Genomic DNA, 23,183 nt, shown 5'->3' with positions numbered 1-23,183 from the left:
GGGCGGTGCCGGGCCGTCGCGCCGAGGCCGTAGGCTGGAGGCGGAAAGACGCGCGGGAGTCCGGCCGTAACCGGGCTGAGAGGAAGGCTTCACCGGGCCTTCGACCGCAAGACACCTGATCCGGATCATGCCGGCGAAGGGAGCGCGGATGGATGTGATCGTGGGCGCCGGGGTCGTCGGGCTCTCCGTGGCCTGGCGGCTGGCCCGCGACGGGCGGCCGGTCACCCTCGTCGACCCCGCCCCTGCCTCGGGCGCCTCGCACGCGGCCGCGGGGATGCTGGCGCCGGTCAGCGAGGTCTCCTACACCGAGGCGCCGCTGCTGCGGCTGGGCGCGGCGTCGCTGCGCCGCTGGCCCGGCTTCGCCGCCGAGCTGGCCGCCGACGCGGGCCTGGCGGGCGTCGAGGCCCTGGACCTGCGTTCCGACGGGACGCTCGACGTGGCGTTCGGGGCAGACGACCTGGCGGCGCTGGACGAGCTGGCCGCGTACATGGAGAAGCTGGAGCTGCCCGTCGAGCGGCTGAGCGGGCGCGAGTGCCGCCGCCTGGAGCCCATGCTGGCGCCCTCCGTGCGGGGCGGGCTGCTGGCTCCCGGCGACGCCTGGGTGGACCCGCGGCGGGTGACGGCGGCGCTGCTCGCCGCCCTCGACCGCCTGGGAGTCCCGCTGGTACGGGCCCGCGCCGGCGAGCTGCTGCGCGACGGCGGCGGCCGGGTCACAGGGGTACGCCTTGACCAAGGCGGCGAGATACCGGCGGAGCGGGTCGTCCTGGCGGCCGGGGCGTGGAGCGCCGGGCTGGCAGAGGTGCCGGTGCGGCCGGTCAAGGGGCAGATCATGCGGTTGCGTTCCCCGCAGCCGCTGCTCACCCGCTGCGTACGCGGCACCGTGCACGGCACGCCGGTCTACCTCGTCCCCCGGGGTGACGGCGAGCTGGTGGTCGGGGCGACCCAGGAGGAGATGGGGTTCGACACCCGGGTGACCGCGGGCGGGCTGTACGAACTGCTGCGGGACGCCAGGGAGCTGGTGCCGGGCGTCACCGAGCTGGAGGTCGCCGACGTGGTGGCCGGGCTGCGGCCGGGCACGCCGGACAACCTGCCCGTCATCGGCCCGAGCGGCACCCCGGGGCTCGCGCTGGCCACCGGGCACCACCGGGGCGGCGTGCTGCTGGCGCCGTTGACGGCCGACATCCTGCGGGGCGAAGAGGGCGAGCTGGCGGCGTTGTGCGCGCCTGGAAGGTTTCGGGAAATTTCATGATTGTGACGATCAACGGGGCCGCGCACGAGGTGGCCGACGGCATGACCGTGGCGCAGGCCGTACACAGACTGACCTCGGCCACCACCGGGGTGGCCGTGGCCGTGAACGACGAGGTGGTCACGCGGAGCTCGTGGGAGACGACGGCGCTCAGCGACCGTGACCGGGTGGAGGTTCTGACGGCGGTGCAAGGTGGATGATCTGATCATCGCCGGGGAGAAGTTCGCTTCCCGGCTCATCATGGGGACCGGCGGCGCTCCCTCGCTCGACGTGCTCGACCAGGCGCTGGCCGCGTCCGGCACCGAGATCACCACGGTGGCCATGCGGCGGCTCGACCCCGATGCCCCCGGCTCGGTCCTCGACGTGCTGCGCAGGCGGGACATCAAGGTGCTGCCCAACACGGCCGGCTGCTTCACCGCGGGCGAGGCCGTGCTGACGGCGCGGCTGGCCAGGGAGGCGCTCGGCACGAACTGGGTCAAGCTCGAGGTCATCGCCGACGAGCGGACGCTGCTGCCCGACCCGATCGAGACGTTCGACGCGGCCGAGCGGCTGGTGGCCGACGGGTTCGTGGTGCTGCCGTACATCGGGGACGATCCCGCGCTGGCCCGCAGGCTGGAGCAGGCGGGCTGCGCGGCCGTGATGCCGCTGGGCGCGCCGATCGGCTCGGGCCTCGGCATCCGCAACCCGCACAACATCGAGCTGATCGTCGAGGCCGCGTCGGTGCCGGTGGTGCTCGACGCGGGCATCGGCACTGCGAGCGACGCCGCGCTGGCGATGGAGCTCGGCTGCGACGCCGTGCTGCTGGCCACCGCGGTGACCAGGGCGCAGCGGCCCGACCTCATGGCGGCGGCCATGAAGGGGGCCGTGGTCGCGGGACGGCTGGCGCGGCTGGCCGGACGCATCCCACGCAGGCGCTACGCCGAGGCGTCCTCCCCGATGACCCCCTGAGAGACCGCTTGCTCAAGGCGCCGAGCACCTCTGAGGCGCCTGGTGCGGACGTGGGCGCGGGGGCGTTCGACAGGAACGTCTCCGCATCGGTTTAGGGCGGCAAGGCCCTGCCGATGGCAAAACGCCCGTAAACTCAGCGGGGTGGACACGACGACTGCGGACCCCCTGGTCGGGCGGCTTCTCGACGGACGCTACCGCATCGAGAGCCGGATCGCCCGGGGCGGTATGGCGACGGTCTACCTCGCGCTGGACGTCCGGCTGGACCGGACGGTGGCGCTGAAGGTCATGCACCGCTCGCTCGCCGAGGACCCGGCGTTCGTCAGGAGGTTCATCGGCGAGGCCAAGTCGGTCGCCAGCCTCTCGCACCCCAACGTGGTGCACGTCTTCGACCAGGGCACCGACAACGACGTGGTCTACCTGTCGATGGAGTACGTGCCCGGCAGGACGCTCCGCGACATCCTGCGCGAGCGCGGCAGGCTGCCCGCCCGCGAGGCCCTCGAGATCATGATCCCGGTGCTCGCCGCCCTCGGCGCGGCCCACCAGGCCGGGATGGTCCACCGCGACGTCAAGCCGGAGAACGTCCTGATGACCGACGACGGCCGGGTCAAGGTCGTCGACTTCGGCCTGGCCAGGGCCATCGAGGCCACCAACCAGACCCGCACCGGCGTGATGATCGGCACGATCGGCTACATGGCTCCCGAGCAGGTCACGCTCGGCGCCACCGACGTGCGCAGCGACGTCTACGCCGCGGGCATCATGCTGTTCGAGCTGGTCACGGGGCAGCAGCCGTACGACGGCCAGACGCCGATGTCGGTCGCCTACCGGCACGTCCACGACACCGTGCCCGCGCCGTCGTCGCTGGTCCCCGAGGTGCCGCCGCTGATCGACACGCTGGTGACGCACGCGACGGCCCGCGAGCCGGCCGACCGCCCCGCCGACGCCACCGCGATGCTCGTGGCGGCCGTCGACGCGCACCGGATGCTGCCGCGGCTGACCAACCCGCCGATGTCCCACTCGCAGCCGCACACCCGTACGTTCTCCGCCGCCCCCTCGGCGCCGCAGGCCGCGCCGGCCCACACCATGATCCAGCCGCGGGAGGAGACGCCGAAGCGGCGGGGGTTCAGGCCCAACTGGTTCCTGGTGACGCTCGCCGCCGTGATGGTGGTCGCGGTGGGCCTGACCGGCTGGTTCTTCGCGCAGCCCGAGCTCGTCCACGTGCCCGACCTGGTCGGCAAGAACCTGGAGCTGGCCAGGAAGAGCGCCGTCGCGGCCGGGTTCAAGGTGCAGGAGGGCAAGGCACTCAACGACGAGAAGGTGGAGGCGGGCCTGGTCCTCAGCACCGACCCGCCCGCCGACGCCGAGGTGGAGAAGGGCGCCACGATCACGCTGGTGCCCTCGCTCGGCCCCAAGCGGATCATCGTGCCCAAGACCGACGGCATGAGCGGCGACGAGGCCCGCTCCGCGATCGCCGCCGCCGGGCTGACCGTGGGCGTGGTCAAGCGGCTGGCCAACCAGGCGGTCGAACGGGGCAAGGTGATCCGCACCTCGCCGCAGGTGGGCGAGAAGGTGCGGGAAGGCGCCAAGGTCGACATCTTCGTCAGCGCCGGAATGGTCATGCCCGACGTCAACGGCATGCCCAAGGACGAGGCCGCCGGATATCTGGGCCAGCAGGGCTTCGCGGTGCAGGTCAACGAGGTGGACGACGACGCCGAGCCGTGCACGGTCATCGCCCAGACGCCCAAGGCGAAGTCCGAGGTGGACAAGGGCGCGCAGGTCGCGATCACGGTGGCGCGGTGCCAGACGGACTTCTTCGACTGGTTCCGCGGCGACAACGAGGCCCGCGACGACCAGCAGTTCAGCATCGTGCCGTCGATGATCGGCAAGAACGTCAAGGACGCCAAGGCGGAGCTGGAGGCACTCGGGTTCAAGGTGCGGGTGCAGAAGCTCGGCAACGCCGGGGTCGTGCAGTTCCAGCGGCCCCTGCCGGGCAGCGAGCGCCCGGCGGGCAGCACGGTCATGCTCTGGCAGTGACGGGCCGCGCCACGCCCGGGTGACGCCGTTCCGGCTACGTGCCTGGGCGGGGAGGCCGGGGCTTGGAGCATGACACGAAAAGTCCTGGCCATGAGGGCGGTCAGTTCGGAGTTCTTGCGGATGGACCGGGCACGAAGCGCATGTGTGTACTTCTGACATGCCCGACACACTGACCGACTTCAACGCCAGGTCCCCGGACGCCGCCGAGGAGGAGCTGCTCACCTGCTGCGCCTCCCGGACCTTCGCCGCGAAGCTGGCGGCGCGCAGGCCGTACCGGGATCTCGGCGAGCTTACCGCGGCCGCCGACGCGGCCGTCAGGGAGCTCGCGTGGGACGACGTGCTGGAGGCGCTCGCGGCGCACCCGCGGATCGGGGAGCGGGCCGCCGGGGGCGGCAGGGAGGCGTCGTGGTCCCGGCAGGAGCAGTCGGGGCTGGCGGACTCGGGGGCGCAGGACGGGGTACGCCAGGCGCTCGCCGAGGGCAACAAGGCGTACGAGGAGCGCTTCGGGCACGTCTACCTGGTCTGCGCCACCGGGCTCAGCGGGGCCCAGCTGCTGGCCAGGCTCCGCGATCGGCTGGGCAACGACGAGGAGAGCGAGCGCGCGGTCGTCCGTGACGAGCTGGCCGCGATCACGCGGCTGCGGCTGGGCAAGCTCATGAAGGAGGGGACGTGAGCTTCTCGACGCACGTGCTCGACGCGGTCACGGGGCTCCCGGCCCAGGGCGTCCACGTACGCCTGGAGCACGACGGCCGGGTCGTGGCCGAGGGCCGCACCGACGGCGACGGCCGCATCAAGGGCTGGCACCCGGGCGCCGGGGTGCACCGGGTCGTCTTCGACACCGGGGCCTACCTGGAGGACACGTTCTACCCGGAGGTCGTGGTCACCTTCACGGTCGCCGACCCGGAACGGCACTACCACGTGCCCCTGCTGCTCAGCCCGTACGCCTACTCCACCTACCGAGGGAGCTAGATGTCCGTCAAGCTCGGCCCCAACCGCTACGGCAAGGCGGAGATCAGGCTCGTCCACGTGGTAAGGGACGGCCCCGTGCACCACGTCAAGGACCTCAACGTCAGCACCTCGCTCTCCGGCGACATGGAGGCCGTCCACCTGACCGGCGACAACGCCGCCGTCCTGCCGACCGACACGCAGAAGAACACCGCGTACGCGCTGGCGCGCGAGCACGGCGTCGGCCAGATCGAGGAGTTCGCCCTCCTGCTGGCCAGGCACTTCGTCGAGTCGCAGCCGACCATCCACCACGCCAGGGTCGAGATCGACGAGTACGCGTGGCGCCGGGAGGGGCCGCACTCGTTCGTGCGCGAGGGCGGCGAGGTGCGCACCTGCGCCGTGCACCACGACAGGGACGGCCGGTCCACCGTGGTGTCCGGGCTGAAGGACCTGGTGCTGATGAACACGACCGGGTCGGAGTTCCACGGTTACATCGTGGACGAGTACACCACGCTCCAGCCTGCCACCGACCGCATCCTCGCCACCGCCGTCGCCGCGCGCTGGCGGCACACCGGCGACACGACCGCGTACGGCAAGTCGTACGAGCAGGTGCGCGGGTCGCTGCTGGACGCGTTCGCGGGCACCCACAGCCTCTCGCTCCAGCAGACCCTGTACGCCATGGGCGAGCGCGCCCTGACCGCCTGCCCCGAGATCTGCGAGATCAGGCTCGCGATGCCGAACAAGCACCACTTCCCGGTGAACCTTTCGCCGTTCGGCCTGGACAACCAGAACGAGATCTTCTACGCCGCCGACCGCCCGTACGGCCTGATCGAGGGCAGCGTGCTGCGCGAGGACGCCTCTGACGCCGGATTCGCCTGGGAGTAGGGGAACATGGACTTCTTGCGGCCCACGACGTGGGCGGAGGCGCTGGCCGCCAAGGCGGACCGGCCCGACGCGGTACCCATCCAGGGCGGCACCGACGTCATGGTCGAGATCAACATGGACGTACGCAGGCCGGCGGCGCTGCTCGACCTCAACCGGGTGGCCGAGCTGCGGGAATGGGCCCTGGTGGACGGCGCGTGGCGGGTCGGGGCGGCGGTGCCGTACACGACGGTCATCGAGGAGCTGGGCGGGCCGCTGCCGGGGCTCGCGCAGGCGGCGCGCACGGTCGGCTCGCCGCAGATCCGCAACCGCGGATCCGTCGGGGGGAACCTCGGCGCGGCCTCCCCCGCGGGCGACAGCCACCCGCCGCTGCTGGCGGCGGACGCCGTGGTCGAGGTGGAGTCGCGTGGGCGCGGCGTCAGGATGATCCCGGCCGCCGAGTTCTACCTGGGGGTCAAGCGCAACGCGCTGGAGCCGGACGAGCTGATCAGGGCCGTGCACGTCAGACCCGCGACGGGGCCCCAGTACTTCTCCAAGGTCGGCACGCGCAACGCCATGGTGATCGCGGTGTGCTCGTTCGCGATCGCGCTGCACCCGCATGAGCGGCGGGTCGGCACGGGCATCGGCTCCGCCGCTCCCACGCCGCGCCGGGCGCTCGAGGCCGAGGAGCTGCTGGCCCGCGAGCTCGACTGGGCCGCGCCGCTCGATCCGGCGCTGGTCAGGCGGTTCGGGGAGCTGTGCGCGGCCGCCGCCGCGCCCATCGACGACGTGCGCGGCACCGCCGCCTACCGCGTGCACGCCGTCGGCGTGATGGCCCGACGCACGCTCACGTGGGCCTGGAACGACCACATGGGAAGGAGGGCGGCGTGATGCGCGTCACCTTCACCGTCAACGGCCGCGAGGAGAGCACCGACGACGTCTGGGAGGGCGAGAGCCTCCTGTACGTGCTGCGCGAGCGCATGGGGCTGCCGGGCTCCAAGAACGCCTGCGAACAGGGCGAGTGCGGCTCCTGCACGGTCTATCTCGACGGCGTGCCGGTCTGCTCCTGCCTGGTCGCCGCCGGGCAGGCCGAAGGGCGGCAGGTGCGTACCGTCGAAGGACTCGCCGAGGGCGACCGGCTCGACCCGGTGCAGGAGGCGTTCGTGGAGTGCGGGGCCGTGCAGTGCGGGTTCTGCACGCCGGGGCTGGTCGTGCAGGCGCACGACCTGATCGAACGGGTGGGGCTGCCGTCCGACGCGGAGATCAGGGAGGCCCTCGCCGGCAATCTGTGCCGGTGCACGGGCTACGAGAAGATCATCGACGCGGTACGGCTGGCCGCGTCGCGGAAGGCGGCCGCCGAGTGAGCCTGATCGTCGAGAACGTCTCCATCGCACCGGTCACCGGCCCCGAGATTAAATCCGGATATATCAGGATCGAGGGGGACCTGATCGCCGAGCTGGGCCCCGGACCCGCCCCCGACACGCCGGGCGCGACCAGGATCGACGGCACCGGCTGCCTGGCCACCCCCGGCCTGGTCAACACCCACCACCACCTGTACCAGTGGGCCTCGCAGGGCCTGGCGCAGGACGCCACCCTGTTCGAGTGGCTGGTGGCGCTCTACCAGGTGTGGGCCGCCATGGACGCCGAGGTGGTCAGAGGCGCGGCCGCGGCCGGGCTGGGCTGGCTGGCGCTGTCGGGCTGCACCACCTCCAGCGACCACCACTACGTCTTTCCCAAGGGCAGGGGCGACCTGCTCGCGGCCGAGATCGAGGCCGCGCGCGAGGTCGGCATCCGCTTCCACCCCGCCCGCGGCTCCATGGACAGGGGCGAGTCGCAGGGCGGACTGCCGCCGGACGTCGTGGTCGAGGAGCTGGACGAGGTCCTGGCCGCCACGTCGGAGGCAGTGGACGCCTACCACGACCCGTCGTTCTCCTCGATGCTGCGGATCGCGGTCGCGCCGTGCTCGCCGTTCTCGGCCAGCGCCGAGCTGATGACCGAGTCCGCCGCCCTGGCCAGGGCCAAGGGCGTGCGCCTGCACACGCACATCGCCGAGACCCTGGACGAGGACGAGCACTGCGTGGCGGAGTTCGGGCTGCGTCCCGTGGACTACATGGAGAAGCTGGGCTGGCTGGGGCCCGATGTGTGGTTCGCGCACTCCGTGCACCTGAGCGACGCCGACATCGGCAAGCTCGCCGCCACCGGCACGGGCTCCGCGCACTGCCCCTCGTCGAACGGCCGGCTCGGCAGCGGGATCGCCCGCGTGTCCGAGATGCTGCGCAGCGGCGCGAACGTGGGCCTCGGCGTGGACGGCAGCGCCTCCTCCGAGCTGACGTCGCTGGCCGGGGAGATGCGTCAGACCCTGCTCTTCCAGCGCGCCAGGTACGGCCCCGACGCGCTCACGGCCAGGCAGGCCCTCGAGATCGCCACGCTGGGCGGGGCGCGCAACCTCGGCCGCGACGGCGAACTCGGCTCGCTCGAACCCGGCAAGCTGGCCGACCTCGCCCTGTGGCGCGTGGACGGCCCCTTCACCTCGGCGGTGGCCGACCCGGTCTGCGCGCTGGCCTTCGGGCCGCCGCCGCCCCTGGCCCGGGTGCTGGTGGGCGGGCGCACCGTGGTCGAGGACGGCGAGCTGCGGACCGTCTCCCAGGACGCCGCCGGGCGCGCGGGCGCGGCGGCGCACCGGCGGCTGATGCGGCTGGCCGAGGAGCGCGGCTTCACCGCCTCGAAAGAGGTTCACGGGGGCGACTAGGGTTGGAATGTCCAGGAACAAGCAGGAAAGGGCGGTCCCGTGTCGGAGGAACTCCCAGACGAGCGACTGGCGGAGCTCAAGAGCACGTTCGCCTCGATCGACACCGACGGCGACGGCTACATCAGCGAGGCGGAGCTGAGGCAGCACTTCCCCGACCTTCCGGCGGAGGCGCTGGGGGCGATGAGCCAGGCCGCCGACTCCGACCAGGACGGGCGCTACTCGCTCGAGGAGTTCATCCGCACGGTGGCCTGATCCGCGACCGGGCCCGGACCCTCCCCAGCCACCATGTGATGATGAGTCACGCCTTCCTGCCCGCTCGCACCGGGCAGGAAGGCGTGTCAGGACATTGTTCACCATCGTGTAGGGGTTCGTAGTGGTTCAGCAGGTTCTGGTCGCCCCCGACAAGTTCAAGGGGTCGCTGACGGCGGCCGAGGTGGCATCGCGTGTGTCGGCCGGGCTGGGCGTGCCCACGGTGGAGCTGCCGGTGGCCGACGGAGGCGACGGCACCGTGGACGCGGCCGTGGCCGGCGGGTTCGGCCGGGTCACGGTCGAGGTGACCGGGCCCACCGGGGAGCGGATCCCCGCCTCGTACGCCTGGCAGGACGCCGACGCGACGGCGGTGGTGGAGCTGGCGGAGGCGTCGGGGCTGCGCCGCCTGCCCGGCGGGCACGAGCCGCTGACCGCCACCAGCCACGGCACCGGCGAGCTGATCGCGGACGCCCTGCGCCGGGGCGCCAAGCGGGTGGTCCTGGGCCTGGGCGGCAGCGCGTGCACCGACGGGGGCGCGGGCATGGCGCAGGCCCTGGGCGCGCGCCTGCTGGACGCCGACGGGAACGACCTGCCTCGGGGCGGGGCCGCGCTGAAGGACCTGGCCCGCATTGACCTGTCGGATTTTGCGGATGTTTCCGGCATCGAGTTCGTGGTGGCGAGCGATGTGGACAATCCGCTCCTCGGCCCGCACGGTGCCGCCGCCGTCTACGGACCCCAGAAGGGCGCCACTCCCGAGGACGTCAGGACGCTGGAGGCCGGCCTGACCCGGCTGGCGGCCGTGGCTACTGCCACGCACGGCCTGCTGGGGGCGGTCGAGCACGACGCCACGCCCCGGGCGATGGGCGTGGCCGGGGCGCCGGGGGCGGGGGCGGCCGGTGGGGTGGGGTTCGCCGCGCTGGCGTTCCTGCACGCCGAGATCCGGCCCGGCATCGGCTACCTGCTCGACCTGCTGGGCTTCGGCGAGCTGGTCAAGGGCGCGCGGCTGGTGATCACGGGTGAGGGGTCGCTGGACGAGCAGTCCCTGCGCGGCAAGGCGCCCGTCGGCGTGGCGCAGGCCGCGGCCAGGGCGGGCGTCCCGGTGGTGGCCGTCTGCGGCCGCCGTACGCTCACCGACGACCAGCTGCGGGCCGCGGGCATCGAGGCCGCCTACGCCCTCACGGACCTGGAGCCCGACCCCGACCGCTGCATGGCCGAGGCCGGGCCGCTGCTCGAGCGCCTCGCCGCCCGGCTGGCCGCCGTTCACCTCCAAGAGGAATAGATGATCGATCTGGTGATCCGATCCCGCAGGACCGTCACCCCGGAGGGCGAGCGGGCGGCGGCGGTGGCCGTGCGGGGCGAGAAGATCGCGGGCCTGTACGACTACGCCGCGCCGCTCGAGGCCGCCGAGGACGTCGACCTGCGCGACCTGGCGCTCCTGCCCGGCCTGGTCGACACGCACGTGCACGTCAACGAACCGGGCCGGACGCACTGGGAGGGGTTCGACTCGGCGACCAGGGCGGCGGGCGCCGGAGGCGTCACCACGATCCTCGACATGCCGCTCAACTCGCTCCCGCCCACCGTGAACGCGGCCGCCCTCGAGGCCAAGCTGCGGGCCGCGGAGGGGCAGTGCCACGTGGACGTCGGCTTCTGGGGCGGGGCGGTGCCGGGGAACGTCAAGGATCTCCCGCCGCTCCGCGAGCGCGGCGTCTTTGGCTTCAAGTGCTTCATGTCGCCGTCCGGTGTGGACGAGTTCCCGCCGCTGAGCGCCGCCGAGCTGCGGGAGGCGCTGTCCGAGGTGGCCGGGATCGGCGGGGTCATGGTGGTGCACGCCGAGGACCCGGAGCTGCTCGGGGAGCCGGGCGGGCCGACGTACCGGGAGTTCCTGGAGTCGCGGCCCGGCGAGTCGGAGCGCAGCGCCGTCGCCCGGGTCGTGCGGCTGGCCGGGGAGACCGGCGCCCGCGTGCACATCCTGCACGTCTCCAGCGCCTCCTGCCTCGACGTGCTGGAACGGGCCCAGGCGCAGGGCGTGGCGGTCACGGCGGAGACGTGCCCCCACTACCTGACGCTGGCGGCCGAGCAGGTGCCCGAGGGGGAGACCGCGTACAAGTGCTGCCCGCCGATCCGTTCCGAGGCCAACCGGGACCTGCTGTGGGAGGGACTGGCCAGGGGCGTGCTGAGCTGCGTCGTGTCCGATCACTCGCCGTCGCCCGCCGACCTCAAGGTGCCCGACTTCGCCGCCGCGTGGGGCGGCATCGCCTCGCTCCAGCTCGGCCTGCCCGCGATCTGGACGGAGGCCTCGAGGAGGGGGTACGGGCTGGGGGACGTGGCCCGCTGGATGTCCGTAAATCCAGCCTCAATGGCCGAAATTTCTGGGAAAGGCGGGATCAAGGTCGGCAATGACGCCGATCTGGTGGCGTTCGATCCCGTGGCCGACCACCCCGTGGACGCCGCGCACCTCCACCACAAGAACCCGGTCACTCCGTACCACGGCCGCGTGCTCAAGGGCGCCGTGCTGACCACCTGGCTGCGCGGCCGCCCGGTGGACGGCGTCCCGCACGGCCGATTCCTTTTGGGAGAGCGCTAGATGCCACCCTTCGTCACCCTGCCGGACCTCGCCCTGCGCACCCTCGGCGGGTCGGTCGTGGCGGCCAGCGACGAGTCGTTCGCTGAGAAGGAGAGCCTGATCAGGCCGGGACGTCCGGGCTTCCAGGCGGAGACGTTCGGGAGCAAGGGTCAGGTGTACGACGGGTGGGAGACCCGCCGCCGCCGCTCGCCCGGCCACGACTGGGCGCTGGTGCGGCTGGGGATCCCGGGCGTGATCCGTGGCGTGGTGATCGACACGGCGTGGTTCAAGGGCAACTACCCGCCGTACGCCTCCGTCGAGGCGGCCGCGGTCGAGGGCCATCCGTCACCCGCCGAGCTGGCGGCCGCCTCCTGGGTGGAGATCGTCCCCCGGGCCGAGCTCAAGGGGGACGCCGAGCACCGTTTCGCCGTCACCGACTCGCGCCGCTTCACCCACGTCCGGCTGAACATCTTCCCCGACGGCGGCGTCGCCCGCCTCCGGGTGCACGGGGAGGCACGTCCGGATCTGTCGGTGTACGAGGGGCTCGGCCTCGACCTGGCCGCGCTGGCCAACGGCGGCCTGGTCACCGCCTGCTCGAACGAGTTCTACTCCTCGCCCAACAACGTCCTCGCCCCTGGCCTGGCCCGCCACCAGGCGGAGGGCTGGGAGACCGCCCGCCGCCGCGACGGCGGCAACGACTGGCTGGTCATCCGGCTCGCGGGCCCCGGCGTGATCAGGCTGGCGGAGATCGACACCACGAACCTGCTCTTCAACGCGCCGGGCGCGGTCTCGCTCACCGGCCTGGTCGACGGCGAACGCGAGGTAGCGCTCCTCCCGAGGACCCCTCTCCAGCCTGACACCCCGCACCGCTTCCGCCTCCAGCACGAGGATCCGCTCACGCACGTGCGGGTGGACATCCATCCGGACGGCGGCCTGGCCCGCGTCCGCCTCCACGGCCACCTGGCCACCCCCGGACCGGCAGTCTGACGGTCACCCAAGGTAACGAAATGGCTGCGCGGTCTGCGCCGTCGCTCGGTCCACAGCGGCGGCCCGCCTAAACTGAGAGCCATCATGACCCCAACATCCCTGATCGGCGGGCACGTGCTCGTCGCGGGCGGCCTGGCGACGGGCGGCCTCAAGTACATGGCCGAGATCGGCGCCGAGATGATCCAGGTGTTCGTCACCAACCCCCGCGGGTGGGCGCTCGCCGAGGGCAGGCCCGACGAGGACACCAAGCTGGCGGAGTCAGGCGTCGACACGTTCGTCCACGTGCCCTACCTCGCCAACTTCGGCTCGCCCAGCCCCGAGACGCTGGCCAACTCCATCGCGCTCGTGCGCCACACGCTGCGGCGCGGGGCCGACATCGGCGCCAAGGGGGTCGTCCTGCACACGGGTTCCGCGGTCACGCAGTCACGTGACGACGCGCTCCGCCAGCTGCGGGAGAACCTGCTGCCGCTGCTGGACGAGATCCCCGAGGGCGGGCCCGACCTGCTGTTCGAGCCGATGGCGGGGCAGGGCGCCATGCTGTGCGCGACGGTCCAGGACCTCGAGCCCTATCTGGCGACGCTCGACTGGCACCCGCGGGCCGGCGTCTGCCTCGACACGTGCCACGCGTTCGCCGCCGGTCACGACCTCGCGGCGGAAGGCGGGGTGAAGGAGACGTTGGACGCTCTGCACAGCATCGCCCCCGGTCGGCTCAAGCTGATCCACGCCAACGACTCGAAGGACGTGTGCGGGGCCAAGAAGGACCGGCACGAGAACATCGGGGCCGGGCACATCGGCGCCCAGCCGTTCGCCGAGCTCATGCGGCACCCGGCCATGGCGGGGGTGCCGGTCTGCATCGAGACGCCGGGCAAGGCGCCCAAGCACGCCGAGGACATCGCGCTGCTGAAGAAGCTCCGCGACAGCTGACCTGGCCCCCGGCGGGGCGCCCATCGCGACAGGGGCGCCTGCTCGCGCGATCCGGCCGCCCCCGAAGGGCCGTATCGCGGGGCCGGCTGAGGGCCTCAGCAGGCGCCCCTTCACGGGACCGGCTTGGCGGGCCCTACCCCCGATGAGGGCCCGGCAGCCGTGGTGACCAGCGCGGTCACCGGTGAAGCCGGCGCATCAGGCCTGTCATGAGCCCCCCGGCTCGTCCCCCCCGATGCGCCGGGGATGGCTATCTGATGCCGAAACACTACGGTCGCGATCTTGCGGACGATACCCTGTTCACCGGCAGCTCGTTGAACGGTGCGTAGTCAGCGATATACGGAGCGTGTGCTTACGGCGAGCGGCTGCTGTGGTGCGACGAGCGGTAGGCCGGTGGGCCCGCGAGATGCTCGGGCAGATGCATCTTGGCCATCATCCGCCCCACCTCGCGCGGCAGGCGGCCCGGGGTGACCAGGGAAATCAGCACCATCGCGGCAAACGCGACCGGCACGGCGACCGGCGCGGGGTTGGCGGACAGCACGCCTGCTTTCACGCCCGCCCGTTCGCCGAACACGAGCACCGCCGTCAGTCCCCCGCCGAGCGCGAACCCGGCCGCCACCCCTGCGTCCGTCAGCCGGCGCCACCAGATCCCCAGCACCAGCAGCGGACAGAACGTGGCGGCCGAGAGGCTGAAGCCGATCAGGACGAGCGCCACCGACGTCTGCGGGGTGCTGACGGCCGTCAGGACGAGCGAGGCCAGCAGAACCAGGCCCACGGCCGTGCGGAAGGAGCTCACGCCGGCCCGGGTCAGGTACGTCGACACCGCGCCGCCGACCGCCACGAGAACACCGCCCATGGTGGCCAGGAAGGCCGCGAACGCCCCGGCGGCCAGCACGCCTGTGAGCGCGTCCCCCAGGGCCCCTGGAGCCAGCCTGGAGGGCAGCAGCAGCACGATCTCGTCCGGTGCCGCGCCACTCACGTGTACGTGCCCCAGGAGCCCGTACAGCGGCGGCACGACGCAGAACACCGCCAGCATGGCCTGCGTCGCCACGATCGACCGCCTGGCACCGTGGCCGTCACTGTTGGTGTAGACGCGGACGATCACGTGCGGCAGCCCCATGGTGCCGAACGCGCAGGCCAGCAGCACGGCCAGCACCCCGGCCAGCGACGTGTCGCCCGCCCCCGCAGGCCCGGCCGCACCCGCCCCGTAGGCCGCCTCGAACCCGGTGAGGGACCGCGTGTCCCCCATCCACCAGCACGCCACCCCCACGCCGACGAACGCGACCAGCTTCAGCCAGAACTGCGAGGCCTGCACGCTCGTCACGCTCCCCTGCCCGCCCGCGAACGCCACGACCAGCGCCGCCGCCGCGACGGCCGCCCAGCCCAGCCACGGGGGCAGCCCGGTCAGCAGGCGCACCACGACGCCGGCCGCGTGGAGCTGCGCGACCATGAACGCCAGCCCGATGACCAGCACGAAGCAGGTGGCGAAGCGGCGCAGCCCGGCCGACCCGAGCCGCCACTCGGCGAAGTCGGGCAGCGTGTACGTCCCGGAGCGCCGCAACGGGGCGACGACCAGGGCGAGGATGACGACGAACCCGGCGGTGGCCCCCACCGGGTACCACACCATCGGCCCGCCACGGGTGGCGATGAGCCCGGCCGCCCCCAGGCAGGCCGCGGCCGAGGTGAACTCGGACGAGATCGCGGCGCCGTTCCACCAGGGCGGGACCGCTCTGGCCGCCACGTAGAAGTCGGAGACGCCGCTCGAGCGGCGAGGTCGCGCGGCGCCCACCATGACGCCCAGAACCAGCACGAAGGCGATCCCGGTCAGCACCGCGACGGTCATCTCGCCGCCGGATTCAGCAGCCGCCTCAGCCGCAGCACGCTCATCTCTCCAGCCGCTCCGCCCGTCTCAGCTGCAGGACAGCCAGCCCGACCCAGATGCCCTGCAGGGCCAGCGAGAGCGCCACCCAGGCCCCGGGGCCGGGCACCCACACGGCGATCACGGGGATCCCCGTCAGCAGTCCTACGACGGCGCCCACGGTCAGCAGCCCCTGTCTCAACTGCCGCCCCACGATCGCCGTCACGTCGGGCCCGTCCTCGTCGGGGTCGGACCGCTCGCGGGGCCGCCCGCCCGCGCCCGGCCCGCGCGACACGATCATCCGCCGCTCCACCGTCACCGGACCACGCTCCTGCGACCCATGATTAGGGGCGCTGTCACGAGATCACGCCCCTGTGCTGGCGTACGAGCTGGTCGCGCACCTGCCGGCTGTGCCGCCTGCTGACCTGCAGCGTCTCGGTGCCGACGGTGAGCGTCACCCGGCCGCCCTCGAACCTGAGCTCGCTGACGTGCCGCCCGGAGACCAGCGTGCTGCGGTGGATGCGGATGAACCCCGCGTCCGACCAGCGCCGCTCCAGCGCGGCCAGCGACATGCGTACGAGGTAGCTCCCGTCCACGGTGTGCAGCCGCACGTAGTCGCCCTTGGCCTCGGCGTACCAGACCGCCTGCTGCGGCACGAAGCGGGTGCGCCCGCCCAGCTCCACCGGGATCACCTCGTCCTGGACCGGCTCGGGGCCGGACAGCGCGGCCGCCTCCAGCCTGCGCACGGCCTCCGCCAGGCGCTCGGCCCTGACCGGCTTGAGCAGGTAGTCGACCGCCTCCAGCTCGAACGCCTGGACCGCGCACTCCTCGTGCGCGGTCACGAACACCAGCCTCGGCGGGCTGGGGAACCCGCCGACCAGCCTGGCCAGATCGAGCCCGTCGAGCCCGGGCATCCGGATGTCCAGGAAGATCCCGTCGAGCCGCTCGCCACTGCCGATCATCTGCACCATGTCCTGCAGCGCCGTGACGCCGTCGGAGGCGGTCGCGACGTGTTCGATCCTGTCGTCCTGGCGCAACAGGTAGGCGAGCTCCTCCAGAGCGGGCACCTCGTCGTCGACGGCCAGAACTCTCAGCATGTCCTCCACGCTGCCGTATGAAAGCAAAGGTCACAAGCGACACGCCAGCAGAGAGTAATGATTTGACTACAATGAGCTAAGCTGAGTTTTAGGCACCCGCAGCCTGACTTTCGTGCCCGCGCCCAGCGCCGTCTCCACGACGAGCCCGTAGCCGTCGCCGTAGATCTGGCGCATCCTCAGGTCCACGTTCGCCAGCCCGATGCCGCTGCCCTCGCGGGCCGGGTCCTCGTCCAGCATCCGCCGCGCGCGCTCCGGGTCCATCCCGGCGCCGTCGTCCTCGACCGTGATGTGCGCCTCGGGGCCCGCGTCGCGCACCACGACCCGCACCTCGCCGCTGCCGCCTCGGCCGCGCATGCCGTGCTTGATGGCGTTCTCGACGAGCGGCTGCAGGCACAGGAACGGCACGGGCACCGGCAGCACCTCGGGCGCCACCTGCATGCTGAAGCGGAGCTTGTCGCCGAACCTGGCACGTTCCAGCAGCAGGTAGCGGTCGACGCACGTCAGCTCGTCGGCCAGGGTCGTGAAGTCGTGCGCCCTGCGCAGCGCGTACCGGGAGAAGTCGGCGAAGTCGAGCAGGAGCTCGCGGGCGCGCTTGGGGTTCGTGCGGACGAACGAGGCGATCGTGGTGAGCGCGTTGTAGACGAAGTGCGGCGAGATCTGCGCCCGCAGCGCGCGCATCTCCGCCTCCAGGGCGCGCCGCCGGGAGGCGTCCAGCTCGGCCAGTTCGAGCTGGCCCGACACCCAGCGGGCGACCTCGGTGACGGTACGCACGAGACCGGCGCTCACCTCCTCGTCGAAGGCGGCCAGCGTCCCCACCACCGTGCCGTCCACCGTCAGCGGCACCACGACACCCCCGGACGGCTCCCCCGGGAACACCTGCGCCCGGCCCGCCGCCAGCGCGGCGCGGGCGTAGGTGAGCACGTCGTCGGTGCACGCCCCCTCCCAGGCCAGCGCGGCCTCGGTCGAGGTGATCGCGACCGCCTGGGTGCCGAGCAGCGTGTGCAGGTGCCGTACGGCCTTGCGGGCGGAGTCGCGGTTGAGCCCGCCGCGCAGGGCGGGGGCGGCCATCGCGGCGATGTGCAGCGTGGTGAACGTCGCCTCGTCCGACCTGCGGCCCTCCGGCAGCGCATGGGGGCGCCGCCGCGCGCGGGCGAGCCCGTAGCCGGCGATGAAGAACAGAGATGACAGCGCCACGCACGCGGTGGTCAGCATGCGGGAAACCGTAGCCAAAACGGAGCGTGTCCGGGGGAAAACCCGGAGTGAAGTCTACGGGGGCCCCTCGCCGGGTTCTTCCTGGTAGGAGTAGCGCTGTTCGCGCCAGGGGTCGGCGATGTTGTGGTAGCCGCGCTCCTCCCAGAAGCCTCTGCGATCTTCGAGGAGGTATTCGATGGCGCGCACCCATTTGACGCTCTTCCACGCGTACAGGTGGGGCACGACGATCCGCACCGGGAAGCCCCGGTCGGGGCTGAGCGGCTTCTCGTCGAGCTCCAGGGCGAACAGCGTGTCGGAGGCGGTGAAGTCGGACATGCGGAGGTTGGCGCTGTAGCCGTACTCGGCCCAGATCATCACGTGACTCACCCCGGGGCCGGGCGGGGCGGCCTCCATGATCGTGGCGGGGGTGACGCCGCCCCACTCGTTGCCCATGAGGGAGAACTTGGTCACGCAGTGGAAGTCGGCGATGCGGGTCGCACGGGGCAGCCGCTCGAAGTCGCCCCAGGTGAAGCAGTGCTCCGCGCCGGACGCGGTGGCGCCGAAGACCCGGAAGTCCCAGCTCTCCGGCTTGAACCGGGGCACCCTTCCGTAGTGGATCACGGGTCGGCCGCGCGGCACGTACTGGCCTGGCGGCAGGCGCGACTCCTCCACGATCACTCCCCTCACCTGACTCGCCGTCTTGGGCCATCCTGCCATCGGATCATCCGCGCCTCGCGGGCGGGTACGGCGGGAGGCGGCCGCCGTCGGCACGTACTCATGAGTAACTTGAGTACGTGACCCCATGCGGCGGCCGGTCGCCCCGCCGCACGATGGCCGCATGACGAAGCCCATTCAGCCCACGCACACCACCGCGTTCTACGTCCAGGCGGTCCTGTCGTTCGCCGTCTCGCTGTCCTCCGTGGTGATCGCCCTGATCTACCTGCCCGTTCAGGGGTGGGTCAGGGCGTTCCTGGGGCTCGGCCTGCTGTACGTCGTCACCTCGACGGTCACGCTGTGCAAGGTCGTACGCGATCGTCAGGAGCTTTCCGAGGTCACCAACCGCGTGGACCAGGCGCGGCTGGACAAGCTGCTGGCCGAGCACGACCCGTTCAAGGTCAACACCTGAGACCGGCCGGGGTCAGTCCAGCGTGTACTCCTGGATCGAGTCGGCGAGCTGCACGCACAGCTCCTCGGCGTCGAGCCGCTTCTCGATCTGCTTCAGGTCCTCGATCTTGGCCCGCGTCTCCGCCCGCTTGGGCGCCAGCAGGGTGCAGCAGTCCTCGTCGGGCAGCTCGGAGATCTCCAGCGTGCCGATGCGCCGCGCCTCGGCCATGATCTCGGTCTTGTCCCAGCCCACCAGCGGGCGCAGGATCGGCATGTCCACCGCGTTGTCCTGGGCGGTGATGTTGGCCAGGGTCTGGGAGGAGACCTGGCCGAGCGCGTCGCCCGTGATCAGCGCGGAGGCGTGGATGCGGTGGGCGACCTCCTCGGCTGTCTTGAGCATGAGCCGCCGCTGCGCGATCACCGCCAGGCGGTCCTGGCCCGAGGTGCGGATCGACTGCTGCGCCTTGCCGAACGGCACCACCCACAGCCGCGACCTGCCCTGGAACCTGTCGAGCTTCTTGACCAGCGCGTACGCCTTGTAGATCGACTCGGAGGTGGTGAACGGGATGCCGGAGAAGTGCAGGAAGTCGACGTGCAGGCCGCGCCGCATCATCCGGTACGCCGCCACGGGCGAGTCGATGCCGCCCGACATGAGCACCAGGGCCCGGCCGCTGCTGCCGACGGGCAGGCCGCCCTGACCGGGGATGCCGCCGGTGAAGACGAACACCTCGTCCCTGTCGACCTCGATGAACACCGTCAGCTCGGGGTTCTTCAGATCGACCGGCAGGCCGTACTCATCGTTGATCGCGCCGCCCACGAGCCGGTCGAGCTCGTTGGAGCGCAGCGGGAAGCGCTTGTCGCGGCGGCGGGAGCGGACCGCGAAGCGGGCGCCCCGCTTGGCCTCCTCGCTCTCGCCCACCAGCTCCACACCGGCCTTCAGCACGGCGTCGGGGTCTTTGGCGACCCGCCAGGCCCGGTGGATCCACACCAGCCCCGGCACCTCGGAGACCCGCTGGGCCACCGCCTCCGCCTGCTCGGCTGTGGCGCCCTGGGGCAGGAAGATCGCGATCACGCCATGTCGCTTGCGCACGTCGAGCTTGAGGTCGAGGGACCGGAGCGCGTCGCGGATGTTGCTGATCAGGCGGCGTTCGAACAGCTCGCGGTTCTTGCCCTTGAGGACGATCTCGCCCAGCTTGAGCAGAACGCACGGCTCGCCCAGGGCAGACATCGTCATGGTGGAACCTCCGGGAAGACGGGGAATGCGCGCGTTGATGCCAACGTCGCGCCCCCTTGAGTTTAGTCCGCGTCGAGTCCCTGCTCGATCGCATATCGCACCAGCTCCACTCGGTTGTGCAACTGGAGCTTGCCCAGGGTGTTCTGGACGTGGTTCTGGACCGTGCGGTGGGAGAGCACGAGCCGTTCGGCGATCTGCTTGTACGTCAGGCCCTTGGCGACCAGCCTGAGCACCTCGGTCTCGCGCTCGGTCAACCGCGGCCCCTCGGCGGGCGCCGACTGCGCGGCCAGCCGCCGGTATTCGCCCAGCACGAGCCCCGCGAGGCCCGGGGTGAAGACGGCGTCGCCGTCGGCGGTACGGCGTACCGCGTCGAGGAACTCCTCCCGGCTGGCCGACTTCACCAGATATCCGGACGCGCCCGCCTTGACGGCTTCGAGCACGTCCCCCTGCTCGGCGCTGGCGGACAGCACCAGCACCCGGGGCGGCGACTCGGCCGAAGCCAGCCTGGCGGCCACCTCCGGGCCTGACATGTCCGGCAACTGCAGATCCAGCACCACGACGTCCGGCCGCACCGCCGCGGCCGCCCGCACGGCCTGCCGCCCCTCCCCCACGGCGGCCACGACCTCGTAACCGGCCTCGGCGAGATCCCTGGCCACGCCGTCACGCCACATGGGATGGTCGTCCACCACCATCACCCGCACCATGCCGCAACTCTAACCGCGCCTCTCCTCCTTGCCCTGCCCCTCTCGACGAACCCCTACGGGGCCGCCCTCCTGCCGTGCCGCAACGCGGACGCGACGCCCACGCCACCGACCACCCCCACCGCCGCCGCCGGCTTTCGGTTTCCAGGAGAACGGGCGCCCAGCGCACCCGCCGCATGTGGACGACCGGCGCGGCGCGTAGGTGGCGCGGCGCTTAGGCGGCGCGTAGGCGGTGTGAGCGCGGCGCAGCGTGAGCGCGGCGCAGCACATGAGCACGACGCGTGGGCGACGCAGCGCGTGGGCGGCTTCGGGCGGCGGGAGCATGTGCGGCGCATCCGTGAGTGGCGGCACCGCGGCCAGTGGGGAGGTCACGTGGCGAGATCACGTGAGGAGGTCAGGCGGGAAGGGTGATCTCGATCTCGGTGCCCTGACCGGGGACGCTGACAATCGACACCACACCCCCCAACTCGGCCACACGCCCCCGGATGGACCGCGCGACACCCATGCGGCCGTCGGCCGCCGCCTCGTCCAGGCGCCCGTCCGGGATCCCGGGCCCGTCGTCCCTGATGCTGAGGGTCACCGTGCCCTCGCCGGACTCCGCCAGCACCCAGGCGCGGGCCCCCGGCCCGCAGTGGGCGCGGACGTTGTCCAGGGCGGCGCCGACCGCCGCGGCGGCCTCCCGGGCCACCGCCGCCGGCAGGACCAGCGGGGTCGCCGGGGTGGACACCGTGACCGCGGGCGAGCCGTACCGCAGCAGGAAGGTGCGCAGGTCCGTCGCCCCCGAGGCCGGCGGGCCGGCCGTGACGAGATCGCGCAGGGCGGCCTCCTGCTCGCCCGCCAGGCGCCCCAGCTCCGCCGCCTCGCCGCCGATCTGACGCCCGCGCCGCTGGACCAGTGCCAGCACCTGTAAGACCGAATCGTGGATGTGGCGGGCCAGCCGGTCGCGTTCGCGCTGGGCGGCCTCCATCTCGATGGCCCGCTGCATGCGTTCCTCGGCCTGCCTCGCCAGCCGGGCCACGTGACCGACCAGGACGCCCGCCAGGAAGAGCAGGACGGCGCCGTTGATCAGGATGGGCGACTCGTGGGCGCGTACGCGCAGCCACAGGTCACCCGCGGCGACGACGGCCGCCGCCACCGCCCCCAGCCGCCTGCCTCCCCACACCGCCCAGGCCAGCACGGGAGCGGCGATCCAGGTGGCGGGGACGGGCATGGTGCCCCGGACGCCCTGGGCGGCGCCTTCGACGTACGGGGAGGCCAGCAGGCACGCCATCGTCACCAGGAGGTCCATCGCCAGCAGCGGCCACCGGCGCAGCGACTCGGCCGAGTAGGCGAACGTCGCCCCCGCCGTCCACAGCGCCATCACGCCGATGACCAGCCAGCCCAGCACCGGGTGCTCGTAGCCCGTGTTCTGGGCCATCAGCGCGGCCGCGTACACGAGGGACGCGACGCGGAACACCGCGATCGCTCGCCAGAACGGCCCCTCGATAGCCATGAGCCCCTCTCACGTTTCCGACACGGCAACTTGACAGATAGTCGTGGTATCCATGCGAATAGGACATTCCGGATGGCACAATCCGGGGACCCCTAATTGCAAGGAACCGATAGATGACCACCGCTGTGAATCATTTCACCTACGGCCTGCTGACACCGCTGCTCGCCTACGTGATGTCCTGCATCGGGTCGATGCTCGGACTGCGGCTCACCGCACAGGCGCACGCCTCCCGCGGCGGTTCCCGGGTGCGCTGGCTGCTCGGGGCGGCCGTCTCGATCGGCGGCACCGGCATCTGGGTCATGCACTTCATCGCCATGATGGGCTTCCAGGTGGAGGGCACCCAGATCAAGTACGACGTGTGGCTCACCGCGGCCTCGGCGCTGGTGGCCATCGTGGTCGTGGGCACCGGGCTGTTCCTGGTCTCGTACGGCGGCGGCCGCGTCCTGGCGCTGCTCGGCGGCGGCCTGCTGACGGGCCTCGGCGTGGCCTCCATGCACTACCTGGGCATGTACGCGATGAACATGTCCGCCCACGTCTCCTACGACCGCCTCACCGTGGCCGCCTCCGTGGCCATCGCGGTGGTGGCCGCGACGGTGGCGCTGTGGTTCACGCTCCGGGTGAAGAAGACCATCTGGATCGCCCTCGCCGCCCTGGTCATGGGCGTGGCCGTGTCGGGTATGCACTACACCGGTATCTACGCGATGCGCGTGACGGTCGACCCCGAGCCCGGCCCGGTCTCCGGCGCCGACGCGCTCGACTTCCTGGTGCCCCTCATGACCGTGATCAGCCTGATCACGCTGACCATGCTGCTCATGGTGATCCTCTCGCCGTCGGAGGAGGAGATGCACGAGGACGCGGAGCTGGTGGCCAAGCTTGAGCTGCGCCGTCGCACCGCCCAGCAGCTCACCTACCCCGCGCCGCCCGCGCCGATGCCCCAGCCGCGCCGGGTCACGCAGGCACGCAGGAGGTAGTTGCGCGGGCGACGACTCTCCGTTCATACTCCCTT

Annotated in this window: 25 protein-coding genes and 1 riboswitch; of the genes, 17 read left to right on the top strand and 8 right to left on the bottom strand. The window is 72.2% G+C overall.

Translation table 11 applies throughout. The features are described 5' to 3' along the window. Positions 1-42: 42 nt before the first annotated feature. Positions 43-159: riboswitch (TPP riboswitch) on the top strand. From thiO to AB0J64_RS38610, 15 genes are all read left to right on the top strand, one after another. Continuing rightward, positions 149-1,249 carry a glycine oxidase ThiO gene (thiO, locus tag AB0J64_RS38680; protein ID WP_364038853.1) on the top strand — a complete coding sequence of 367 codons (1,101 nt, stop codon included), beginning with the start codon at positions 149-151 and terminating at the stop codon, positions 1,247-1,249. (Overlaps the previous riboswitch by 11 nt.) After that, positions 1,246-1,446 carry a sulfur carrier protein ThiS gene (thiS, locus tag AB0J64_RS38675; RefSeq protein ID WP_364038850.1) on the top strand — a complete coding sequence of 67 codons (201 nt, stop codon included), beginning with the start codon at positions 1,246-1,248 and terminating at the stop codon, positions 1,444-1,446. The genes thiO and thiS overlap by 4 nt, the downstream gene beginning before the upstream one ends. Then, positions 1,439-2,194, top strand: a complete 756-nt coding sequence (locus AB0J64_RS38670) for a thiazole synthase (RefSeq protein ID WP_364038847.1) — start codon at positions 1,439-1,441, stop codon at positions 2,192-2,194. The genes thiS and AB0J64_RS38670 overlap by 8 nt, the downstream gene beginning before the upstream one ends. 141 nt (positions 2,195-2,335) lie before the next feature. Continuing rightward, the gene (pknB, locus tag AB0J64_RS38665) at positions 2,336-4,225 is read left to right on the top strand and encodes a Stk1 family PASTA domain-containing Ser/Thr kinase (RefSeq protein ID WP_364038844.1); all 1,890 of its coding nucleotides are present in this window, start codon (positions 2,336-2,338) and stop codon (positions 4,223-4,225) included. Between the two features lie 157 nt (positions 4,226-4,382). After that, positions 4,383-4,898 (top strand): 2-oxo-4-hydroxy-4-carboxy-5-ureidoimidazoline decarboxylase, encoded by a 516-nt coding sequence (gene uraD / locus AB0J64_RS38660; protein WP_364038841.1) that lies wholly within the window; start codon positions 4,383-4,385, stop codon positions 4,896-4,898. Beyond that, the gene (gene uraH / locus AB0J64_RS38655) at positions 4,895-5,194 is read left to right on the top strand and encodes a hydroxyisourate hydrolase (protein WP_364038838.1); all 300 of its coding nucleotides are present in this window, start codon (positions 4,895-4,897) and stop codon (positions 5,192-5,194) included. The genes uraD and uraH overlap by 4 nt, the downstream gene beginning before the upstream one ends. Then, on the top strand, positions 5,195-6,055 hold the full coding sequence (gene pucL / locus AB0J64_RS38650; RefSeq protein ID WP_364038835.1) for a factor-independent urate hydroxylase: 861 nt from the start codon (positions 5,195-5,197) through the stop codon (positions 6,053-6,055). It begins immediately after the preceding gene. 6 nt (positions 6,056-6,061) lie between these two features. Then, positions 6,062-6,922 (top strand): xanthine dehydrogenase family protein subunit M, encoded by an 861-nt coding sequence (locus AB0J64_RS38645; protein WP_364038832.1) that lies wholly within the window; start codon positions 6,062-6,064, stop codon positions 6,920-6,922. Further along, positions 6,922-7,395, top strand: a complete 474-nt coding sequence (locus tag AB0J64_RS38640; protein ID WP_364038932.1) for a (2Fe-2S)-binding protein — start codon at positions 6,922-6,924, stop codon at positions 7,393-7,395. Before AB0J64_RS38645 ends, AB0J64_RS38640 begins: the two co-directional genes overlap by 1 nt. Next, on the top strand, positions 7,392-8,780 hold the full coding sequence (locus AB0J64_RS38635; RefSeq protein WP_364038829.1) for an 8-oxoguanine deaminase: 1,389 nt from the start codon (positions 7,392-7,394) through the stop codon (positions 8,778-8,780). The genes AB0J64_RS38640 and AB0J64_RS38635 overlap by 4 nt, the downstream gene beginning before the upstream one ends. A gap of 39 nt (positions 8,781-8,819) precedes the next feature. After that, entirely contained in the window at positions 8,820-9,032 is a 213-nt protein-coding gene (locus tag AB0J64_RS38630) for an EF-hand domain-containing protein (RefSeq protein ID WP_364038826.1), read from the top strand. Between the two features lie 121 nt (positions 9,033-9,153). Next, positions 9,154-10,308, top strand: coding sequence for a glycerate kinase (locus AB0J64_RS38625; protein WP_364038823.1), 1,155 nt, complete (start codon positions 9,154-9,156; stop codon positions 10,306-10,308). Beyond that, complete coding sequence (gene allB, locus AB0J64_RS38620) at positions 10,309-11,613, top strand: allantoinase AllB (protein ID WP_364038820.1); 1,305 nt, start codon at positions 10,309-10,311, stop codon at positions 11,611-11,613. Then, entirely contained in the window at positions 11,614-12,579 is a 966-nt protein-coding gene (alc, locus tag AB0J64_RS38615) for an allantoicase (protein WP_364038817.1), read from the top strand. It begins immediately after the preceding gene. An 84-nt stretch (positions 12,580-12,663) separates the two neighbouring features. Continuing rightward, entirely contained in the window at positions 12,664-13,503 is an 840-nt protein-coding gene (locus AB0J64_RS38610; RefSeq protein WP_364038814.1) for a deoxyribonuclease IV, read from the top strand. A gap of 349 nt (positions 13,504-13,852) precedes the next feature. Here AB0J64_RS38610 and AB0J64_RS38605 read toward each other — a convergent pair whose 3' ends face one another. The 5 genes from AB0J64_RS38605 to AB0J64_RS38585 all read right to left on the bottom strand — a co-directional run bounded on the left by AB0J64_RS38605 (position 13,853) and on the right by AB0J64_RS38585 (position 18,318). Then, on the bottom strand, positions 13,853-15,343 hold the full coding sequence (locus tag AB0J64_RS38605) for a cation acetate symporter (protein WP_364038811.1): 1,491 nt from the start codon (positions 15,341-15,343) through the stop codon (positions 13,853-13,855). 40 nt (positions 15,344-15,383) lie between these two features. Next, positions 15,384-15,677 carry a hypothetical protein gene (locus AB0J64_RS38600; protein WP_364038808.1) on the bottom strand — a complete coding sequence of 98 codons (294 nt, stop codon included), beginning with the start codon at positions 15,675-15,677 and terminating at the stop codon, positions 15,384-15,386. Between the two features lie 37 nt (positions 15,678-15,714). Continuing rightward, positions 15,715-16,455, bottom strand: coding sequence for a LytTR family DNA-binding domain-containing protein (locus tag AB0J64_RS38595; protein ID WP_344985277.1), 741 nt, complete (start codon positions 16,453-16,455; stop codon positions 15,715-15,717). A gap of 66 nt (positions 16,456-16,521) precedes the next feature. Next, positions 16,522-17,667, bottom strand: coding sequence for a histidine kinase (locus tag AB0J64_RS38590; RefSeq protein ID WP_364038805.1), 1,146 nt, complete (start codon positions 17,665-17,667; stop codon positions 16,522-16,524). Between the two features lie 54 nt (positions 17,668-17,721). Then, the gene (locus AB0J64_RS38585) at positions 17,722-18,318 is read right to left on the bottom strand and encodes a molybdopterin-dependent oxidoreductase (RefSeq protein ID WP_364038802.1); all 597 of its coding nucleotides are present in this window, start codon (positions 18,316-18,318) and stop codon (positions 17,722-17,724) included. A gap of 166 nt (positions 18,319-18,484) precedes the next feature. Here AB0J64_RS38585 and AB0J64_RS38580 point away from each other — a divergent pair, with 166 nt between their 5' ends. After that, the gene (locus tag AB0J64_RS38580) at positions 18,485-18,772 is read left to right on the top strand and encodes a YiaA/YiaB family inner membrane protein (RefSeq protein WP_364038800.1); all 288 of its coding nucleotides are present in this window, start codon (positions 18,485-18,487) and stop codon (positions 18,770-18,772) included. A gap of 12 nt (positions 18,773-18,784) precedes the next feature. Here the strand turns inward: AB0J64_RS38580 and thiI are convergent, their stop codons facing one another. The 3 genes from thiI to AB0J64_RS38565 all read right to left on the bottom strand — a co-directional run bounded on the left by thiI (position 18,785) and on the right by AB0J64_RS38565 (position 22,177). Beyond that, entirely contained in the window at positions 18,785-19,984 is a 1,200-nt protein-coding gene (gene thiI / locus AB0J64_RS38575) for a tRNA uracil 4-sulfurtransferase ThiI (protein WP_364038797.1), read from the bottom strand. A gap of 62 nt (positions 19,985-20,046) precedes the next feature. Then, positions 20,047-20,688, bottom strand: a complete 642-nt coding sequence (locus AB0J64_RS38570; RefSeq protein ID WP_364038794.1) for a response regulator transcription factor — start codon at positions 20,686-20,688, stop codon at positions 20,047-20,049. Between the two features lie 391 nt (positions 20,689-21,079). Further along, a complete protein-coding gene (locus AB0J64_RS38565) occupies positions 21,080-22,177 on the bottom strand; it encodes a DUF5931 domain-containing protein (protein ID WP_364038791.1) in 1,098 nt (365 codons plus the stop codon). Positions 22,178-22,290: 113 nt separating this feature from the next. On the opposite strand from AB0J64_RS38565, the gene AB0J64_RS38560 reads away from it, so the two are divergent. Then, a complete protein-coding gene (locus AB0J64_RS38560; protein WP_364038788.1) occupies positions 22,291-23,148 on the top strand; it encodes an MHYT domain-containing protein in 858 nt (285 codons plus the stop codon). The last annotated feature ends 35 nt before the right edge of the window (positions 23,149-23,183 follow it).

The organism is Nonomuraea sp. NPDC049695 (assembly GCF_040674955.1).
Taxonomy (GTDB): domain Bacteria; phylum Actinomycetota; class Actinomycetes; order Streptosporangiales; family Streptosporangiaceae; genus Nonomuraea; species Nonomuraea helvata.
Note: the sequence above shows the minus strand (reverse complement) of the source record. Positions and strands in the feature narration are given on the sequence as shown.